The 17,170-nt window shown below is 46.6% G+C and carries 19 protein-coding genes; 15 read left to right on the top strand and 4 right to left on the bottom strand.

Annotated elements, in window-relative coordinates:
• Nucleotides 1-79: 79 nt before the first annotated feature.
• From NST38_RS26310 to NST38_RS26300, 3 genes are read right to left on the bottom strand one after another with little or no spacing between them, the layout of a single operon-like run.
• Entirely contained in the window at nt 80-1,048 is a 969-nt protein-coding gene (locus tag NST38_RS26310; RefSeq protein WP_341344274.1) for an ABC transporter ATP-binding protein, read from the bottom strand.
• A gap of 22 nt (nt 1,049-1,070) precedes the next feature.
• Nucleotides 1,071-1,871, bottom strand: coding sequence for an ABC transporter permease (locus tag NST38_RS26305; RefSeq protein WP_341344161.1), 801 nt, complete (start codon nt 1,869-1,871; stop codon nt 1,071-1,073).
• Nucleotides 1,868-2,644, bottom strand: a complete 777-nt coding sequence (locus tag NST38_RS26300) for an ABC transporter permease (protein ID WP_341344160.1) — start codon at nt 2,642-2,644, stop codon at nt 1,868-1,870. The genes NST38_RS26305 and NST38_RS26300 overlap by 4 nt, the downstream gene beginning before the upstream one ends.
• Before the next feature lie 305 nt (nt 2,645-2,949).
• Between NST38_RS26300 and NST38_RS26295 the strand changes: the two genes are divergently transcribed.
• The 10 genes from NST38_RS26295 (at nt 2,950) to NST38_RS26250 (ending at nt 12,001) form a co-directional block, all read left to right on the top strand.
• Nucleotides 2,950-3,801: a DegV family protein gene (locus NST38_RS26295; RefSeq protein WP_076212843.1), complete on the top strand. Its 852-nt coding sequence runs from the start codon at nt 2,950-2,952 to the stop codon at nt 3,799-3,801.
• A 152-nt stretch (nt 3,802-3,953) separates the two neighbouring features.
• Entirely contained in the window at nt 3,954-4,670 is a 717-nt protein-coding gene (locus NST38_RS26290; protein WP_340028326.1) for a response regulator transcription factor, read from the top strand.
• Entirely contained in the window at nt 4,667-5,599 is a 933-nt protein-coding gene (locus NST38_RS26285; RefSeq protein ID WP_341344159.1) for a sensor histidine kinase, read from the top strand. Before NST38_RS26290 ends, NST38_RS26285 begins: the two co-directional genes overlap by 4 nt.
• A gap of 127 nt (nt 5,600-5,726) precedes the next feature.
• Nucleotides 5,727-6,650 (top strand): ABC transporter ATP-binding protein, encoded by a 924-nt coding sequence (locus NST38_RS26280; protein ID WP_100529857.1) that lies wholly within the window; start codon nt 5,727-5,729, stop codon nt 6,648-6,650.
• Entirely contained in the window at nt 6,643-7,341 is a 699-nt protein-coding gene (locus tag NST38_RS26275; protein WP_076319681.1) for an ABC transporter permease, read from the top strand. Before NST38_RS26280 ends, NST38_RS26275 begins: the two co-directional genes overlap by 8 nt.
• Before the next feature lie 105 nt (nt 7,342-7,446).
• Nucleotides 7,447-8,259 carry a bifunctional hydroxymethylpyrimidine kinase/phosphomethylpyrimidine kinase gene (gene thiD / locus NST38_RS26270; protein WP_017692191.1) on the top strand — a complete coding sequence of 271 codons (813 nt, stop codon included), beginning with the start codon at nt 7,447-7,449 and terminating at the stop codon, nt 8,257-8,259.
• A 250-nt stretch (nt 8,260-8,509) separates the two neighbouring features.
• Complete coding sequence (locus tag NST38_RS26265) at nt 8,510-9,190, top strand: response regulator transcription factor (RefSeq protein ID WP_341344158.1); 681 nt, start codon at nt 8,510-8,512, stop codon at nt 9,188-9,190.
• Complete coding sequence (locus NST38_RS26260; protein ID WP_341344157.1) at nt 9,187-10,935, top strand: sensor histidine kinase; 1,749 nt, start codon at nt 9,187-9,189, stop codon at nt 10,933-10,935. Before NST38_RS26265 ends, NST38_RS26260 begins: the two co-directional genes overlap by 4 nt.
• A 21-nt stretch (nt 10,936-10,956) precedes the next feature.
• Entirely contained in the window at nt 10,957-11,502 is a 546-nt protein-coding gene (gene pssA, locus NST38_RS26255) for a CDP-diacylglycerol--serine O-phosphatidyltransferase (RefSeq protein ID WP_315370942.1), read from the top strand.
• Nucleotides 11,503-11,515: 13 nt separating this feature from the next.
• The gene (locus NST38_RS26250) at nt 11,516-12,001 is read left to right on the top strand and encodes a DedA family protein (RefSeq protein ID WP_036606861.1); all 486 of its coding nucleotides are present in this window, start codon (nt 11,516-11,518) and stop codon (nt 11,999-12,001) included.
• Nucleotides 12,002-12,226: 225 nt separating this feature from the next.
• Here the strand turns inward: NST38_RS26250 and NST38_RS26245 are convergent, their stop codons facing one another.
• Entirely contained in the window at nt 12,227-13,417 is a 1,191-nt protein-coding gene (locus NST38_RS26245; protein ID WP_076253554.1) for a cation:proton antiporter, read from the bottom strand.
• Nucleotides 13,418-13,792: 375 nt separating this feature from the next.
• Here NST38_RS26245 and NST38_RS26240 point away from each other — a divergent pair, with 375 nt between their 5' ends.
• The 5 genes from NST38_RS26240 to NST38_RS26220 all read left to right on the top strand — a co-directional run bounded on the left by NST38_RS26240 (nt 13,793) and on the right by NST38_RS26220 (nt 17,070).
• Complete coding sequence (locus NST38_RS26240; RefSeq protein WP_074096493.1) at nt 13,793-14,365, top strand: DUF420 domain-containing protein; 573 nt, start codon at nt 13,793-13,795, stop codon at nt 14,363-14,365.
• Between the two features lie 73 nt (nt 14,366-14,438).
• The gene (gene gpmA, locus NST38_RS26235; protein ID WP_341344156.1) at nt 14,439-15,182 is read left to right on the top strand and encodes a 2,3-diphosphoglycerate-dependent phosphoglycerate mutase; all 744 of its coding nucleotides are present in this window, start codon (nt 14,439-14,441) and stop codon (nt 15,180-15,182) included.
• A 216-nt stretch (nt 15,183-15,398) separates the two neighbouring features.
• Nucleotides 15,399-15,569, top strand: coding sequence for a hypothetical protein (locus tag NST38_RS26230; RefSeq protein ID WP_017692200.1), 171 nt, complete (start codon nt 15,399-15,401; stop codon nt 15,567-15,569).
• A 180-nt stretch (nt 15,570-15,749) separates the two neighbouring features.
• Nucleotides 15,750-16,658: an aldo/keto reductase gene (locus NST38_RS26225; RefSeq protein WP_076253556.1), complete on the top strand. Its 909-nt coding sequence runs from the start codon at nt 15,750-15,752 to the stop codon at nt 16,656-16,658.
• Between the two features lie 85 nt (nt 16,659-16,743).
• Nucleotides 16,744-17,070: a thioredoxin family protein gene (locus tag NST38_RS26220; protein WP_017692202.1), complete on the top strand. Its 327-nt coding sequence runs from the start codon at nt 16,744-16,746 to the stop codon at nt 17,068-17,070.
• Nucleotides 17,071-17,170: the final 100 nt, after the last annotated feature.

Here is a 17,170-nt window from a genome sequence, read left to right as displayed (position 1 = left end):
ATTACAGTACGCCATGTCCCTCTTTCATGTAACGGCGTAAGAACAGGTCTTCATCCTATTTCCTCACAAAATGGGCCGACTAATATACCCGATGAATGATATCTTCAAAATCGGGTTCTTTCATCTCTACATCTTCAATCTCACCCCAGTGCTCCAACTGTTTCAGAATGTCCATTGTGCTCCATTCCTTCCGGTTCACTTCGACGGTGACAATCTGTCCTTCCATTCCAGTAATATGTATCGCGGACGACACAACATCCGGGATATGAAACGCTCCTCGGAACGTTACCCGAATCAGCGTAGGTAGTCCGATGGTTTCGCGAAGTGACGAGATCGTGCCGTCATATGTCAGTTGACCATGGTTAATCACCATGACCCGGCTGCATAACTGCTCAATGTCGTCCATGTCATGTGTGGTAAGCAAAATCGTTTTGCCAAACGATTCATTTAATGTACGTAGAAATTGACGAATGTTCCGCTTTGCGTTCACATCCAGTCCAATCGTTGGTTCATCGAGAAAAAGCAGTTCGGGATCATGCAGCATGGAAGCTGCGAGATCCGCACGCATGCGCTGTCCAAGCGAGAGCTTGCGGACAGGCGTGGCCCAGAACGATTCGAGGTCCAGCAGCTCGGCGAACTGGGACAGCCGTTTCTTTTTATCCTCGGCACGAACGCCGTACATCTCGGCCAGAATATCATATGAATCTTTCACGGGCAGATCCCACCAGAGCTGACTGCGCTGTCCAAACACAACGCCCAGTCGACCAACGGTCCTGCGCCTGTCCTGATGCGGGTTCATACCGTCAAGCCTTACCTCACCCGAGGTTGGGTGCAGAATACCTGTCAGCATTTTGATCGTGGTAGACTTGCCAGCCCCGTTCGGACCGATGTAACCCACAAACTCCCCTGGACCGATATCAAAACTGATATCGCGTACCGCTTCCTTGGACACATACTCACGTGAAAATAACGTACGTAGACCGGAGAAACGTCCTTCGCGAATAACAGGAGTTTTGAATTCCTTTTGCAGATGCCTTGCTGTGATCATGTTCATGATTCGTTACGCCTCCTTAGCTACCTGCACTTTGATATTTGGTCATGCCGAATTGCCAGAAACGCAGACTTGCAGCCAAACTCAGTACGGCAACCGCCGCAACAGCAACAAGAATCCACGCTCCTCCTTCACCCCGTAACAGGTAAAGTGACGGAATGTAGTTGACGAATCCTACCGGAATCACCGTTAGCAGAATGCCAGACATCCATTTGGGATATAACGTTAGCGGATATTGGGCAGCTGTTCGTGCTGCATCCTCAGTGATCGTCTGTAATTCCTCGATACGTGTGGTCCAGAATCCGAGTGTGGCGGTAGCAAGTCCGATGGAAAAGAGAATGACTGCGCCCGTCAGAATAATGAGCAGGGAGAAGGGAATGGCGATCCAGCCAATCTGTCCGCTATGCATCATGCCTGCCACTGACCAGCAGAGAATGAACCCGCCTTGCAGGACTTCCCCAGCCATGATGCGGAAGTTTTGCGGCAGCAGTGCTAGCAATACGGGCATGGGACGTGTTAACAGTTGATCAAGCTCACCATTAACCAGATATTTTTCCAGATGATGAACTTCGTTTCCGAACGTTCGATACAGTGTTTTGGATAACGTCATGATGGCAAAGAGATAACCGATCTCATGGAGGGACCAGCCTTTAATTGCTCCGAATTTGTGCAGCACGAGAGCAACCATCAGAAACTCGGAGATCTGAATTAAAGCGGCCAGTACGGACGCCATGATGAAATTGAACTTGTATTGCATCCGACTGCGGATGCTTGTTCGAATGAGCATTTTATATAAATTGAACCAGGAAGTTCGCTTCATCCGCCTTGTACCTCCACTTTACGACGTAACACTTGGGTAATCGCAAGACAGATCAACGTCATAAAGACACACCAAAGCAAGGTTCCCCATAACAAGGAGCCATCTTCGAAACCAAGATAGATTCGGGTAGGTACATAGAGCAGGAAAGGGTAGGATGATATCCAGGCAAGTTGTTCAAGCCAGTTCGGTAGCCATTCCAGCGGAATGAAAAAACCAGCCAGCAGATTCATCATCGCGTGATTGCCCCAGTGAAGCCAAGAGGACTCCGTGGTCCACATCGACGTGGCACCAATGATGTAGTTCATACAGATGGATAAGTATGCGGCGCCGGCAAGACCAAGTGCGGCATAGAATAGTGTTGAAACGTCTGAGGGCCAATGCAGGGAAAAGACAATGGAGAAGAGCAGGTAGATCGGAATACTTTTGTACACGAACTGGTAGGCAATCTGCCCCCATTCGCGTGCCATCAGGTGGGTGAACAGATGAACAGGCCTCATCAGATCCAGTGCGATCTGCCCTGTCCTGACGGATAAGGGAATACCCAATCCGTTCGTGAGAAAACCCGAGATCCAGAGAGAGGATTGCGTGAACGCAATGTAACTGATCATTCCCTGTGTCCCATATTCTCCGAGAGTATGGTCGGCCCCGATGCCGATCCAGAGGCAGGCATACATGTAACCAAACATGGCGCTTGCCAAGTTATGTACCATGTGTGCCCCGCGGTATTGCAGATTCCGGGAGTAGGCTTTGGAAGCCAGAGTGAAATAAAGCATGTGACACCTCCGATAAGTGGATTGAACGGCGTTTCCGTTCACTTCAGTCAAGGCGAAAAAGAGAGAAGGACAACAGCATACCAATTTATTCCTTCACAGGCAAGACATTTTTTTAGCTAATAATGGTATTAACAGGGGTGTTCATGATTGCGCCACAAGACAACGGTCTGTCCGTTCATTTATAATTGAGAGGTAGTATCGCAAACGTTTACAATGTGAAATATTCAAATTTTAAATAAACCGCCGGGCTTGTGCTTGACGATTGAGGATACAGAACGAACAATCCGGCAAGAGAGAAGGATGTCATGAAGAAAATTGCATGGGTCACCGATAGTACCAGTACACTGGATCCCGTTTTTGCGGAGCAAAATCATATCTACATCGTACCGCTGCGCATCGTATTTGGAGAGGAATGTTACCGGGAAACCGATGACATTACATCTGAAATGTTCTATGAGAAACTTGCGGAGGCTTCACGTGCGAGCAGTTCGCAGCCACCCATTGGCGAATTCATTGAACTGTATGAGTCGCTCAAAGACAAGTACGATGAGATTATTACGATTCATTGCTCTACAGAGCTTAGCGGAACGCTGCATACGTCCATGCAGGCTGCAGAGATTGCAGGAGTGACGGTGACCGCAATTGATTCGAAGGCAGGTGCCTATCCTCACCGTGAGATGATTATGCAAGGACTGGAATGGCAGAAGCAGGGATGTTCAGCTGCCGAGATCAAAGTAAACATTGAACAGATGATTGATAACATGTCCTTTTACCTCATTCCGGCCAGTCTTCAGCATCTTCACCGCAGTGGCCGGGTGTCGGGCACACAGCTGATCATCAGTCAACTGCTCAAGATCCATCTGCTGCTTCGATTTGAAGAGGGCAAAGTGGTTGTGAATGAGAAAATTCGCACGTTCAAGCGGACAAAAGAGCGCATGCTGGATATGCTTAAGCTGGATATGGAGAAAGTAAAGCATGTGTGCATTATGCATGCGAACAATCAGGAAGAAGCCGTTACAATCAAAAAACAAATTGCAGCTCTGCTGCCTAGATTAAAGACCGAAATCATGCCGTTTATCCCTGTGGTGAGTATCCATGCAGGTGCAGGAACCATTGGACTGTGCTGGATACACAGCGAGAACGGATACAGAGATTAGACGCACAGCATTCATCTATAAACTCTCATAGACCTGGTAGGAAATACACTTGATGTCAAAGTGGTGATCCTGTCAGGTTTTTTCGTATGTCATTGCCAATTCAAACAAACTGTGAGGTAATAAAGAAAACTGTTCATGTTGGAGGGAAACATGTGTTAAGTCACCGCTTGTTGCTTGTTGAAGATGATCGTTCAATTAGTGAGATGGTCGGGCCGTACTTGGAAAAAGAGGGCTACGACGTCACTTATGCATATGACGGCTTAGAGGCAGAACGTCAGTTCAGCCAGTCACAACCCGGGTATGATCTGGTTATTCTGGATCTGATGCTGCCCCGCAAAAGTGGGATGGATGTGCTGCAAACCATTCGGGCAGTCAGTCTGGTACCTGTGCTCATTCTGTCTGCGAAGGATGGGGAGGTGGACAAAGCGTTAGGTCTGGGCTTCGGTGCAGATGATTACTTGAGCAAACCTTTCTCGTTAATCGAACTGACTGCCCGCATCAAAGCCGCGATTCGCCGCGCCAATTATACTACTCCCCCTGTGGCTGAAGTGGCTAAAGATCAACGTATTCACATTGGAGGACTCGTAGTTGACATGGAGACGTACGAGGTGGAACGTGAAGGTACACCCGTCAAGCTGACATCCAAGGAATTTGGAATTCTGAAGCTGTTGGTTACCCATCCTGGCAAAGTGTTCACCAAGGCTCAGATCTACGCTTCCGTCTGGAACGATCACTATTATGGAGACGAAAATATCATTAACGTACATATGCGTCGTCTGCGTGAGAAACTGGAGGCGGACCCTTCGGATCCCCAGTATATCAAGACACTCTGGGGCATCGGATATAAGCTGGAGGCGGAGCAGGGATGACACTGATTTTTGCCATCACGACGGGTATTCTGTCCATTGCCTTCATTGTATTGTGGTTGAAATTCCGGAAACGCACCCAACACCTGTCCTATATTCATCAGAAAATATCCGCTATTTTGGATCAAGGCACCTTTGAGCGTTTGCTTGTATTCAATAGTGATGACCAAGTCAGTCAGCTTCTGAAAGACATGAACCAGCTGCTGGATCATGCGCACCGCGCCAAAGCAGGGTATGCAAACCAGGAGAAGGAGATGCGTAATATGCTCTCCAACATTTCGCATGATCTGAAAACGCCACTCACCGTTGTGCTGGGTTATAGCGAGACCTTGCTGCACAGCCCATCATTGACCGATCAGGAACGGAATATTATGACGGAGAAAATACAAGATAAGGCGCAGGAAGTGCTGCGTTTGATCCATTCCTTTTTTGATCTGGCGAAGCTGGAATCTGGAGACACGGAGCTAGTGCTTAGTCGAGTGAATATAAGTGAATTATGCCGGTTGAAGATGCTTTCCTTTTATGAAATGTTGACGAATCTGGGATTGCATGTGGAGCTGGAGATACCTGCGGGTGATATCTTCGTGCAAGCGAATGAAGAAGCATTGGACCGTGTGCTGGATAATCTCATTACCAATGGAATGAAATATGGAGCAGAGGGTAAGGTACTGGGGCTTTCACTTGATCATGCGATAGGTGGACCTGTGACGCTACAGATCTGGGACCAGGGAAAAGGGATTCCTGAGAGCGAGCATAGCCGTGTGTTTGAACGCATGTATACACTGGAGGATTCCCGCAATCGACTCTATCAAGGCAGTGGCCTGGGTCTGACCATTACGAAACGGCTAGTTGAGCGGATGGGTGGAAGTATTCACTTGCATAGTGTGCCACATCAACGGACTGTATTCTCGGTTACCTTAAAGGCTTGGTAGACCCTGCGTTGGCGTGTCCGGTCAGACTTAAGGTTTTTGTAAGATTTGATTAATAAAAAAGAAGACTTTTCTCTTTACAATATAGATATAGGAACCCGGACAGGGGACGTAAAGGAGAACAAGGACGATGAATTATATCGCACGAACAATAGATGTGACCAAAGTATATGAAGGGGTGGAGGTTGTATCCAACGTCAATATGAATATCAAGCAAGGTGAGATCTATGGATTCCTCGGTCCGAATGGTGCTGGTAAAACAACCATCATGAAGATGCTCACCAATCTCGTCAAACCAACCACAGGGGAGATAGAACTGTTTGGGGAGAAGCTAACGCCGACCTCCTATGAAGTGCTGAAGCGAATGGGCAGCATAATTGAATATCCTTTTTTTTACGATAGGCTGTCTGCTCGCGAGAATCTGGAGCTTCACTGTGAATACATGGGGTTTCACAACAAAAAGATCATCGACAACACGATGGAAATGGTAGGGCTGAAGGATACGGGCAAGAAACCGGTCAAAGACTTCTCCTTGGGCATGAAGCAGAGGCTGGGACTGGCTCGTGCACTTATAACCACACCTGAACTGCTCATTCTGGATGAACCGATCAACGGATTGGACCCTGTAGGGATCCGGGAGATGCGAGATTTGTTCAAGCGCCTTAGTAATGAGTATCGCATTACCCTGTTGGTCTCCAGTCACATTCTTGGCGAGATAGAGCAGATTGCGGACACAGTTGGTGTCATTCGCGGCGGTCGTTTGGTGGAGGAAGTATCGATGGAGAGCATTCGTGGAAGTCAAAATGAGTACATCGAGTTACAGGCGGTGGATATCCGCAAAGCGACCTATGTCATTGAACACCAGCTTGGTTTGAGTAATTATAAACTGGTTGACGACCAAACGTTACGCATCTATGATCCGGGAATTATTCCATCAGAACTGAACACCAAGCTGATCCAACACGGCATTGAGATCGAATCGATATCCAAACGGGCTCATTCCCTGGAAGAACACTTCATGAAGCTTGTGAAAGGGGATGAAGACGTTGCTTAAACTAATCAGACTTGAGATGCGGAAGCACCGTTTTGCACGTAATTTTGCAGGTGCAGGTATTGCCAGCATAGCCATTCTTCTTTTCCTGATCATGATTGGATTCGTGGATGTGGGAGCAGAAGATTATGCCTATGCCGATTACCAGACCGCCTTTATGATTATTGATACGTTTGTGAGAGCGACCTTTATCATATTTGCAGGAGCTTTATTATCCAAGCTGGTGATCAGTGAGTATAGAAATAAAACGATGAACGTCATGTTCACCTATCCCATCCAGCGTCATAAAATCATCGCTGCCAAATTGATTATCGTGTTTGGTTTTACATTTGTGATGATTATGGTTAACGATCTGTTCATGGGCTCACTATTGTTGATTGTTAATCAATTCTACTCCTTCATTCCTGAATCACTGACGAATCGGGATATATTGGGACTTCTGGTGAAGTACAGTATAAGTTCTTTATCGGCTGCGTGTATGGCACTCATTCCCCTATTCTTCGGTATGCGTAAGCATTCTGTTACAACTACAATGGTCTCGTCCATTTTGCTGGTTTCGATTGTCTGCTCCGGATTCAACGGGTCGGAAGTTTCCATTCATTCTCTTATTATTATTCCTCTGACCCTTGGAGCAATAGGGATATGGATTGCTTCGATGTCCATGGTTCGTCTGGAGACAAAAGATGTGAACTGAATCATTCGGAAAACCATGCTCTGTATGGCTTCAGATGCCATTGACATCCGCTCGTACAAGGGATAGGATAATGTCAACTGAGACACGAAGGAGAATGCAACTACCATGACGATTCCAAAAACATTAACAATAGCTGGTTCGGACACGAGCGGCGGTGCAGGTATTCAAGCTGATTTGAAAACTTTTCAGGAGCTGGGTGTGTATGGCATGACCGTACTTACTACGGTTGTGGCAATGGAGCCCGAAACATGGGATCACCAGGTCTTTCCTGTTGAATTAAATGTGGTTGAAGCGCAGCTTCGCACGGTTCTGGACGGCATCGGTTTCGATGCAATGAAGACAGGTATGCTCGGTTCTGTAGATATTATTGAACTGGTAGCAAAACATATTCGCCGCAGCGGTCTGCCACAGATCGTTATCGATCCGGTAATGGTCTGCAAAGGTACAGACGAAGTACTGCAACCGGAAAATACGGAAGCGATGATCGAATTCCTGTTGCCAGGTGCTGATCTGGTTACACCTAATCTGTTCGAAGCATCCCAACTGGCGAAGAGCGGACCTATTCGCTCCAAGGAACAAATGGAAGCAGCGGCAGCAGCAATTCATGCCCATGGCTCGAAACATGTTCTGATCAAGGACAGAGGTGTCATTAGCCCGGGTAAAGCAATGGATCTACTCTATGATGGAACCAACTACGAATGGTTTGAAGCCGATGTTGTCGGCTCCGGATATACTCATGGTGCGGGCTGCACAACGTCTGCGGCGATTACCGCAGGATTGGCTCGTGGTCTTTCAGTGAAAGAGGCTGTTCGTGAAGGTAAAGCCTTCGTGACCAAAGCGATTGCCGGCGGATTCCCGCTGAACCGTTTTGTTGGTCCGACACTTCATGTGGCACACCGTCTGGAGCAACAACGTTAAGTGTTGCCAGGGAGCGCACAGTAGCGCATCAATTCTGGATAACACACTTCGATTTCATTCAAGTGGCTGTCAATGAGCAGGAGCTTGCTCGTTGATGGCTTCTTTTTTATGCGAATTTTTATAAAAACTAGTAACTTTTGGCTTATATTAATCGTATATATCATGGGAGCATTCCAAAACATGTGTGGACACATGAACGACACATGGAATAGGTATGTTATCATCAGAAATCTAAAAAGGAGAGTCGGCCATGATCAGAACAGTGCTTCTGGTGGAAGATGAAAGCCGCATTCGTGAGATTGTGGCCGATTATTTCATAAAAGAACAATGGAACGTCATAGAAGCAGAACATGGAGTACAGGCACTGGGACTGTTGGCTCTGCATGAGGTGGATCTGGTTATTCTGGATGTTTTGATGCCCGAAATGGATGGATGGACGTTATGTGGGCATATTCGATCCCAATCCACCGTACCTATTATCATGCTGACTGCACGGTCCGAGGATGACGATAAAATTCATGGATTTCAGCTGGGCGTAGACGATTACGTTACCAAGCCGTTTAGTCCACGTGTGCTGGTTGCACGTGCAGAGACATTAATGAAGCGTGTTGAAGGTGCATTTGGACGAGAGCAAGGTGTGATTCGCTTCGGACAGGTAACCCTTGATCCATGGGCCAGACGTCTGGAGAAGGACGGAATTGAAGTGGAACTTGCACCAAAGGAGTATGATCTGTTGCTTTATCTGGTACGTAATGCAGGCATTGTGTTGTCCCGGGATGCCATTTTGAATCGGATCTGGGGATTTGATTTTGAAGGGGACTCACGTGTTGTAGATACCCACATCAAGAAGCTGCGGAGCAAATTGGGTGATGAAGCCAAGTGTATCCGGACGGTGATTGGCACTGGATACCGTTTCGAGGCAGAAGCATGAGAAGAAATGGCGTAACGATGAAGCTTTTCCTGGTCATGGCAGGATGTCTGGTTCTTCTATATGGGACGACGGTTTTTGCCCAGTTGGTCTGGTTCCCCGACTTCTATCAGCATCAAAAGGTCAGCAGTATGAAGAAAAAGCTGTCCAAGTTCGAACAGCAATATTCCAATGGACATTGGAGTGATTTACAGCTGGCTAAGGAGACCGGGAAGTTCATGCGTCAGAATCAATCACATCTGGTCATTCTGACGAATACCGGAAGACTGGTTAATGACCCGTTCCACATTACGTTGCTTCAAGAGGATGGAAGTCAAGTGAAAGTGTCCTTGTCCTTGTTTATCAATAGTGAGAATGCTGGCTGGATTACATCCCATCTGAAATATGGGCAAGAACTGACGGTGAAAGGTCCGGCAAGCGAATCCATGGTCTATCCATTCAAAATCCAGGATGCTTCTTCTGCCGCATGGGGAACAGAAAGCTTTCAGGAATCAATTGAACCGGTAAAGGAATGGTCAGGCGTATTAACCGAGGTAGTTCTTCCCAATCTGGCAACGTGGAGTCAGAGGCAGGGACTGCTGGTGCAAGCACTGGATAGCCGGTTCCCATTATCTACCGAAGACCAACTTGCCTTGGCGAATGGCAAAATGCTCAATGAAGAATGGATGGATAGCTGGAGCGGTGTTCGCAATGTCATCACCATTGCTCCAGTGCATCGTTCCGGACCCGAGCAACAACTGATCTTTTCGCTCACCTCTCTACAGGAGATGAGGGAAGCGAATGAGGCAACACGTTTGTTCTATGCGTATTTCGGCATAGGGGCATTTATATTGATTCTGTTGCTGGCGTTACTCCTGTCCCGAATTATTACGAAGCCGCTCTTGGCGTTGAACCATGTCGCCAAGAAAATGTCTACGCTGGATTTCACGGTGAAATCACCCATCCGGCGTAATGATGAGATCGGCAGTCTGTCTAACAGCCTTAATGCCTTATCGGGAACCTTGGGTCAGACACTGGAAGAGCTGAGGCAGGCCAACACGCAGATGCGTACAGATATGGAAATGAAGCAGGAGATTGAACAGCGTCAGCGCAAGTTTTTTGCCGATGCATCACATGAACTTAAGACTCCAATCAGCATTATTAAGGGATATTCTGAAGGGCTGAAAGATGGCGTGAGTGAGAGCAAACGGGAGCGTTACATTGAGATCATTGCCGATGAGGCGATCAAAATGGAAACGATGGTTGAAGAGATGCTGGATCTGGTGCGACTGGAATCCTCAGCGGTTCAATTAAATACGGATGCTGTTGCGCTGGCAGACATGATTGAAGATATCGCCGGCCGTCTGGGTCCGCAACTGAAGGACAAAGGATTGGATGTGGTGCTTGTATCCACAACAGAACAGACGGTTGAGGGTGACCGAAGCAAGCTGGAGCAAGTTATTTTCAATATCATGATGAATGCTATACGTCATGCGATACCACATACCGATATAACTATTGAGATCAGCAGGCGTGAAGGTTTTGTCCATATTTCCATTGAGAACAAGGGCGAGCAGATAGCTGAAACTGAGCGGCAGTATATATGGGAGAGGTTCTATCGGGTAGAGCGCTCACGTAATCGTAAAATGGGGGGGACCGGGCTTGGTCTGGCCATTGCGAAGCAGATTCTTGATCTGCATGGGTGCAGTTATGGAGTGGAGAATACACCGGATGGAGTCCGTTTTTATATTGTTTTTCCTAAAGCCTAGTACGAAAGGGAGTCAAATCTTATGAAGTCTTTACCATCGATTTTAACCTTGGGGAATCTGAGTTCAGGCATGTTGGCAATCATTATGGCTATTCATGGTGAATTTGCCCTGGCTGTAATGATGATATGGGTAGCGATGTTCTTTGATCTGTTTGACGGGTATGCGGCTCGTAAATTGCATTGTGAGGGTGAGTTCGGTAAGTCCCTGGACTCGCTTGCGGATGTAGTTTCATTCGGAACAGCGCCCGTGCTGATTCTGTACCTGAACTCCATGATTGAAGTGAGTGTGCTGGGGATGGCACTGACTGCATTGTTTCCGATTTGCGGTGCTTTGCGTCTGGCCCGTTATAACTGTCAGAAGACACCAAGCAGTGGTTTTGTCGGAATGCCGATTACATTTGCGGGAGGTCTGATGTCCTTTTTCGCACTCTGGAGTCCTTATTTCACACATGGTGTAGCCTATCTTGTCATTATTGTATTATCCGGTCTCATGGTGAGCCAAATCCGATTCCCGTCTCTAAAACAAGTGTTAGCCTCACATGAGAAGGATATTGTGGAACCGAAATAAGGAGCGAGTCAGTATGGAATTTGCAAAAGAATTTATTGGTCAATATGGTTATTTCGCAATATACGGACTACTGGCTCTTGGCGTTATTGGCATGCCGATTCCGGATGAGGTGATGATGACTTTTGTTGGTTATCTCGCCTCCATCTCGGTATTGAATTACTCCGTATCCATCGCCGTCAGTTTTGGTGGTGCATTTACCGGAGGGCTGCTTAGCTACATGATTGGCAAAAAAGCGGGCAGGCCGCTGGTTGAAAAATACGGCAAGTGGGTCGGCGTTAATGCCAAACGATTCAGCAGGGTGGAGTCGTGGTTCCTCAAATATGGGTATTGGTCCATCATCCTGGGTTACTTCATTCCAGGCATTCGTCATCTAATGTGTTGTTTCTCCGGGATTAGCAAGATGGCAATTGGCAGGTACGTAGTTGTATCGGGCATTGGTGCATTCGTCTGGTGTGTTGTCTTTATCTCGATTGGTTTTTATGTTGGCGTGTTAACTTAAAATGGGACAGCCTGTTGTAACAACAGGCAAGGATGGAAGACCTCTTGAGTGTAAGGTGGTCTTTTTTTGTTTTTCTATGAGTTTAGCGAACTTGAATGAGTAACGGCTACGGACGGATAACTTTGTGAATATATAAAAAGCCGCTCTGACCATTTCCAACCTTCGAGATAGAAGGAGAGAATGGAACAAAGCGGCGTGCTTTAAATACAGAATGATTTCAATACCTTACCCACTTAAATGAGAATCTTCAATTCCTCTTTCGACTTGCTTTTCCCCTTTTTTGCGTGCAAAGGTGATTTTGAGGAGTGGCGGAGTAACCAGTGTAGTAACAATAACCATGATTACAACGCTGGTAAAGTATTCTGGATCAAGTAATCCGGAGGCAAGTCCGGTTGAAGCGATAATGAGTGCAACCTCACCTCTTGAAATCATTCCTGAGCCAATGGCTAATGAAGATGACATATTAAATCCGGTCAGTCGTGCACCAGCTCCACCACCGATAAGTTTGGTAACAATGGCGATAAGACTGATAACGACAATAAACCAGATTTGTGAACCGACACCGTCAAAGGTGACATTTAAGCCGATACTGACAAAGAAAACTGGAACAAAAATTCCGTAGGCGATCGGTTCCAGTTTGGTTTCGACTTCATGTTTGAAGTTAGTTTGGGAGATGGCGATACCAGCGGCAAATGCACCTATGATTCCAGCAACACCCATCCACTCTGCAAAGTACGAGAAGCCAAAACAAATAATCAATCCCGCAGTAATGACGGTCTCGGTAACTTTCAGTGGTGCCATCCACTTCATGATGCGTGGAACAAGGAACCAGCTGGCAGCGATGATGATAACAAAGAACAACAGCTTTTTACCAATAAGCAAAGAGATCGAAGTGTCTCCTCCACCAGTACCCAGCAAGCTCATCATAACGGCAAGAATGACAACGACCAGGACATCATCTACGACAGCTGCCCCAAGGATTGTTGTACCCTCACGCGAGCTGAGTTGATCCATATCTTTCAGTGTCTGAACCGATATGCTGACGGAAGTGGCACAGAATAAAAGTCCAAAGAACAGCGCATGTGTCTGTGACATACCAAAGGCTACGGCCGAACCGTATCCTCCGATAAAAGGCAAAATAATACCGCCGACTGCTACGGCAAAGGCCGCCTTCCAGTTTTTCTTTAACTGCTCCAGATCGGTTTCCAGTCCGGCAATGAACATTAACAGCAATACCCCGATCTCAGCCATATAATGCACGAAATCACTTTGCTGAACCCAACCGAGAATTGCAGGTCCGAGGATGACACCGACAATCAGTTTCCCCAAAACGGATGGCTGACCCAATCTTACGGATAGATCACCAGCGAGTTTGGTAAAGATTAAAATAAGTGCAAGAACCAAAATAAATTCCATAGGTGTTCTTCCCTCCAGTAGTAGCGTATATAGGTTAACCAACCCAAGGGCGATCCATCCTCCGCTTCAAACAGACAAAAAGGCACAGAACGGCATTAGCAGAGTGCCGTTCTGTGCCTGAAAAAGACAAAGAGGGGCCCTTGGTGACAGGCTCCTCCAGTTTCAACGCGTATGTGATTAATTGCGTTAATTATACCACAAATGAAGGATTCGGTAAATGGGAGCCGGATTGGATTTGAGTGAAAATAGCCGCAAAGGGGCATTTTATAGGGGAGTGAAGCGGTTTTTGTTCAGAGTGTTGTCACTTAACAGCCCGGAATTGGCGAGATATAATGATATAGAACATAGAAGTTAGGATATGAGGAGGATTTTGCATTGGGCAAAAATAACAAAGGGGAGCCGAACATTCAGTCCCCGACGAGTAATAAAAATTTCGCAGGCATCATTATCACGATTTCCATTCTCGCTAATGTCATTATTTTATTATTGTTCTTCGCACCATCGATTGGTTACAAAGGTGATGTAACCTTTGATATTACGGTGTTGCCGCGGTTTAATGCCGTGTTTAACAGCTTTACCTTCATCTTCCTGCTCGCAGCGCTTATTGCTATTATCAAGCGGAATGTGAAGCTGCACAAACGATTTATACTTGCTGCATTCTCAACGACACTGTTATTCCTCGTGACCTATCTGACGTTTCATTACCTCTCACCAGAGACGTCCAAATACGGCGGCGAGGGCATCATTCGTTCGATCTATTTCTTCATTCTGATTACCCATAGTATACTGGCAGCCCTGATTGTTCCATTGGCGTTGTTCACACTTGTGTGGGGTTGGACGAATCAATTGAAGAAACACCGCAAAATTGCACGTTGGACGATGCCAATCTGGCTGTACGTCAGTTCTACAGGTGTCGTAGTATACTTGATGATGGCACCATATTATTAATGTGATGAACGTTTCACTGTGCTAATTAGTTTGACTTGCTGGTAATGTTTCCATGGAAGGAGGGTTCACGTTTATGTACAGAGTTGTTTTGATTCGCCATGGACAGAGCATGTGGAATGTAGAGAATCGTTTTACCGGATGGACTGATGTGGATCTGACAACGGATGGTTACGCAGAAGCACGTAAAGCAGGGAAGATCATGAAGGAACAGGGATTTGATTTTGATTACGCCTATGCATCCGTGCTGAAACGTTCTATCCGAACACTCGATATTGCGCTGGATGAAATGGACCTCATGTGGATTCCCATTACGAAGACTTGGAAGCTGAATGAACGCCATTATGGTGCGCTGCAAGGACTGAATAAACAGCAGACTGCTCTGAAGTATGGGGAAGAACAAGTAAAGGAATGGAGACGATCCGTGAACGTATCTCCCCCGGCACTGGACGAAACCGATGACCGATATGTGCAGGATCTGGACAAGTACAAGCGGCTCGGATGCACCATCCCTTTTACGGAGAACTTGATGGATACATCGAAGCGTGTACTGGAGTACTGGAATGCGGAGATTAAACCGATGGTGTCTGCTGGCAAAAGAGTGCTGATCTCTGCGCATGGGAACACGCTCCGTTCACTCGTCATGCATCTGGACCAATTGTCCGAAGCAGACGTGATGGCGCTCAATATCCCGACAGGCATTCCGCTTGTCTACGAATTGGATGAAGATCTGCATCCCATCGGACACTTTTATCTGACCGCCGATGGTTCTACCTACAAACATGAAGAAATGACCCATGTGGCAACGCCATCTGATTAATTGGACATGGACGTCTGTCTTGATTGTACGAAAGCTTGTATGATTTATCTCGTTCGGTTGATGTTTCAACAGGACGATTGGAAGATGACCGCTGAATTTTAATTCGGAGGTCATCTTTTTTTCTGCGATCAAGCCTGCACTTCGTTTCGTTTTGCTCCCACAGGGTAATTGTCAAACAAGACACGATGTACATTTATCCTGAAGGAGGAGAAGCACATGTCTAAAAGAAGAGGAATTATCATGACGGCTATCGGCGCAGGTGTGACTTATCTGATGAGGAACAAACAAGCAAGAGATAAGCTGTTTAGCACTGTCTCGGGTATGATGAAAAACTCCAATTCGTCCAATGGAACAAGTAAAACCAGACCACGTGTGGAAGTGAAATAGATTGCGATAGTTCGTTTATCGATTGAATTTAAATGATGATCATGAGAAACCTGGAGATGAAGTCGTTCCAGGTTTTTTTGTGCAATCAAAAGCAGTCCCTTGTTTTTGTGTGTAATGCGATTTTTGCCAGCAAGAATGATACAATGGATACTTGCAGAACGTATGGAGGGAGATGCACATATGAACAAAAATCGTCTGGGTACATCCGAACTGATGGTGTCTGAGATTGGGCTGGGATGTATGTCACTTGGAACTGAAATGGAGCACGCTATGGGTCTGATTCATGAGGCTCTGGATCATGGGGTCAATCTGTTGGATACAGCCGATCTGTATGACGAAGGGCGTAATGAAGAGATTGTAGGACAAGCTATTAAAGGGCGTCGGGACCAAGTCATTGTGGCGACCAAAGTAGGTAATCGTCGTCTGCCTGGCAAAGAGGGCTGGTCATGGGACCCGTCCAAAGCCTACATTAAGCAGGCTGTACATGAAAGTCTGAAGCGTCTGCAGATCGATTACATCGATCTGTATCAGCTGCATGGCGGGACCTTGGACGACCCTATCGAAGAGACGATCGAAGCGTTTGAGGAACTGAAGAAGGAAGGACTTATCCGATATTACGGAATTTCCTCCATTCGTCCCAATGTGATTCGGGAGTATGTAAAGAGGGCAGCCATCGTCAGTGTGATGAACCAGTACAGCATTGCTGACCGCAGAGCGGAAGAAGAAGTACTGCCTTTATTGGAACAAAAGGGGATCAGCGTAATTGCCCGTGGACCAGTAGCTAGCGGTGTGCTTGCCGATTCCGGATCTGCCAAGGCAGACAAAGGTTATCTGGACTATACGCCAGAGCAACTATATACCATTCGGCAAGGGCTAAGTCGTCTTGTTACGGACCAACGCAGTATGGCTCAGACAGCTATTCGCTACGCTTTATCCCATCCTGCCGTAGCAACAGTTGTCCCTGGTGCCAGTTCAAGAGAACAGTTGTTGCATAATATTGCTGCTTCGAATTCGCCTGAACTCACCGCTGCGGAAACTCAGGAAATACGAGAACTCAGTCCCGCTAATCTGTACAAGCAGCATCGTTAACTCCATTAAGCCTATTTTCAATTGTAACTATACGAGGTACAATGAAGATCAGCCAAAAAAGGAACATATAAGGGAGAGAAGACATATGGAAAGAATTCAAAGTGAACAGCAATATTTGGATACAATTAACTCTGATGGTTTTACCGTCATTAAATTTGATACAACCTGGTGTCCGGATTGCAAAAACCTGGATCGTTTTATCGGGGATGTTATCGACCAACATACGGACAAAACCTTCTATGCGCTGGATGCAGAAAAGTTCCAGCCGTTTGCTGAAGAGAATGGTGTACGCGGCATTCCAAGCCTGCTCGTCTTCCAGAACGGCAAGAAAATCGCACATCTGCATAGCAAATGGGCTAAAACACCTGCTCAAATCTCCGAGTATCTGGAGACGCTTGAATCCAAAGTTTAAGTGTACAAAGGCATCAGCAGTTTGACTAATTAATTTAGCTAAGGAGACCTCTTCTTGTCCTGCGACAGGAAGGGGTTTTTCTGCTTCATCCCAGCACGCA

Origin of the sequence: Paenibacillus sp. FSL H8-0104 (genome assembly GCF_038050215.1) — a bacterium.
Taxonomy (GTDB): domain Bacteria; phylum Bacillota; class Bacilli; order Paenibacillales; family Paenibacillaceae; genus Paenibacillus; species Paenibacillus amylolyticus.
The sequence above is the reverse complement of the archived record's forward strand: the minus strand, read 5'-3'. Positions and strand labels throughout refer to the sequence as shown.

Bases quoted from the DNA above. Each gene is read 5' to 3' on its own strand.
- pssA (WP_315370942.1), top strand. From the start codon at position 10,957: ATGAAGTCTTTACCATCGATTTTAACCTTGGGGAATCTGAGTTCAGGC.
- NST38_RS26310 (WP_341344274.1), bottom strand. From the start codon at position 1,048: ATGATCACAGCAAGGCATCTGCAAAAGGAATTCAAAACTCCTGTTATT.
- NST38_RS26300 (WP_341344160.1), bottom strand. From the start codon at position 2,644: ATGCTTTATTTCACTCTGGCTTCCAAAGCCTACTCCCGGAATCTGCAA.
- gpmA (WP_341344156.1), top strand. From the start codon at position 14,439: ATGTACAGAGTTGTTTTGATTCGCCATGGACAGAGCATGTGGAATGTA.
- thiD (WP_017692191.1), top strand. From the start codon at position 7,447: ATGACGATTCCAAAAACATTAACAATAGCTGGTTCGGACACGAGCGGC.
- NST38_RS26305 (WP_341344161.1), bottom strand. From the start codon at position 1,871: ATGAAGCGAACTTCCTGGTTCAATTTATATAAAATGCTCATTCGAACA.
- NST38_RS26295 (WP_076212843.1), top strand. From the start codon at position 2,950: ATGAAGAAAATTGCATGGGTCACCGATAGTACCAGTACACTGGATCCC.
- NST38_RS26280 (WP_100529857.1), top strand. From the start codon at position 5,727: ATGAATTATATCGCACGAACAATAGATGTGACCAAAGTATATGAAGGG.
- NST38_RS26260 (WP_341344157.1), top strand. From the start codon at position 9,187: ATGAGAAGAAATGGCGTAACGATGAAGCTTTTCCTGGTCATGGCAGGA.
- NST38_RS26245 (WP_076253554.1), bottom strand. From the start codon at position 13,417: ATGGAATTTATTTTGGTTCTTGCACTTATTTTAATCTTTACCAAACTC.
- NST38_RS26285 (WP_341344159.1), top strand. From the start codon at position 4,667: ATGACACTGATTTTTGCCATCACGACGGGTATTCTGTCCATTGCCTTC.
- NST38_RS26225 (WP_076253556.1), top strand. From the start codon at position 15,750: ATGAACAAAAATCGTCTGGGTACATCCGAACTGATGGTGTCTGAGATT.
- NST38_RS26230 (WP_017692200.1), top strand. From the start codon at position 15,399: ATGTCTAAAAGAAGAGGAATTATCATGACGGCTATCGGCGCAGGTGTG.
- NST38_RS26250 (WP_036606861.1), top strand. From the start codon at position 11,516: ATGGAATTTGCAAAAGAATTTATTGGTCAATATGGTTATTTCGCAATA.
- NST38_RS26265 (WP_341344158.1), top strand. From the start codon at position 8,510: ATGATCAGAACAGTGCTTCTGGTGGAAGATGAAAGCCGCATTCGTGAG.
- NST38_RS26220 (WP_017692202.1), top strand. From the start codon at position 16,744: ATGGAAAGAATTCAAAGTGAACAGCAATATTTGGATACAATTAACTCT.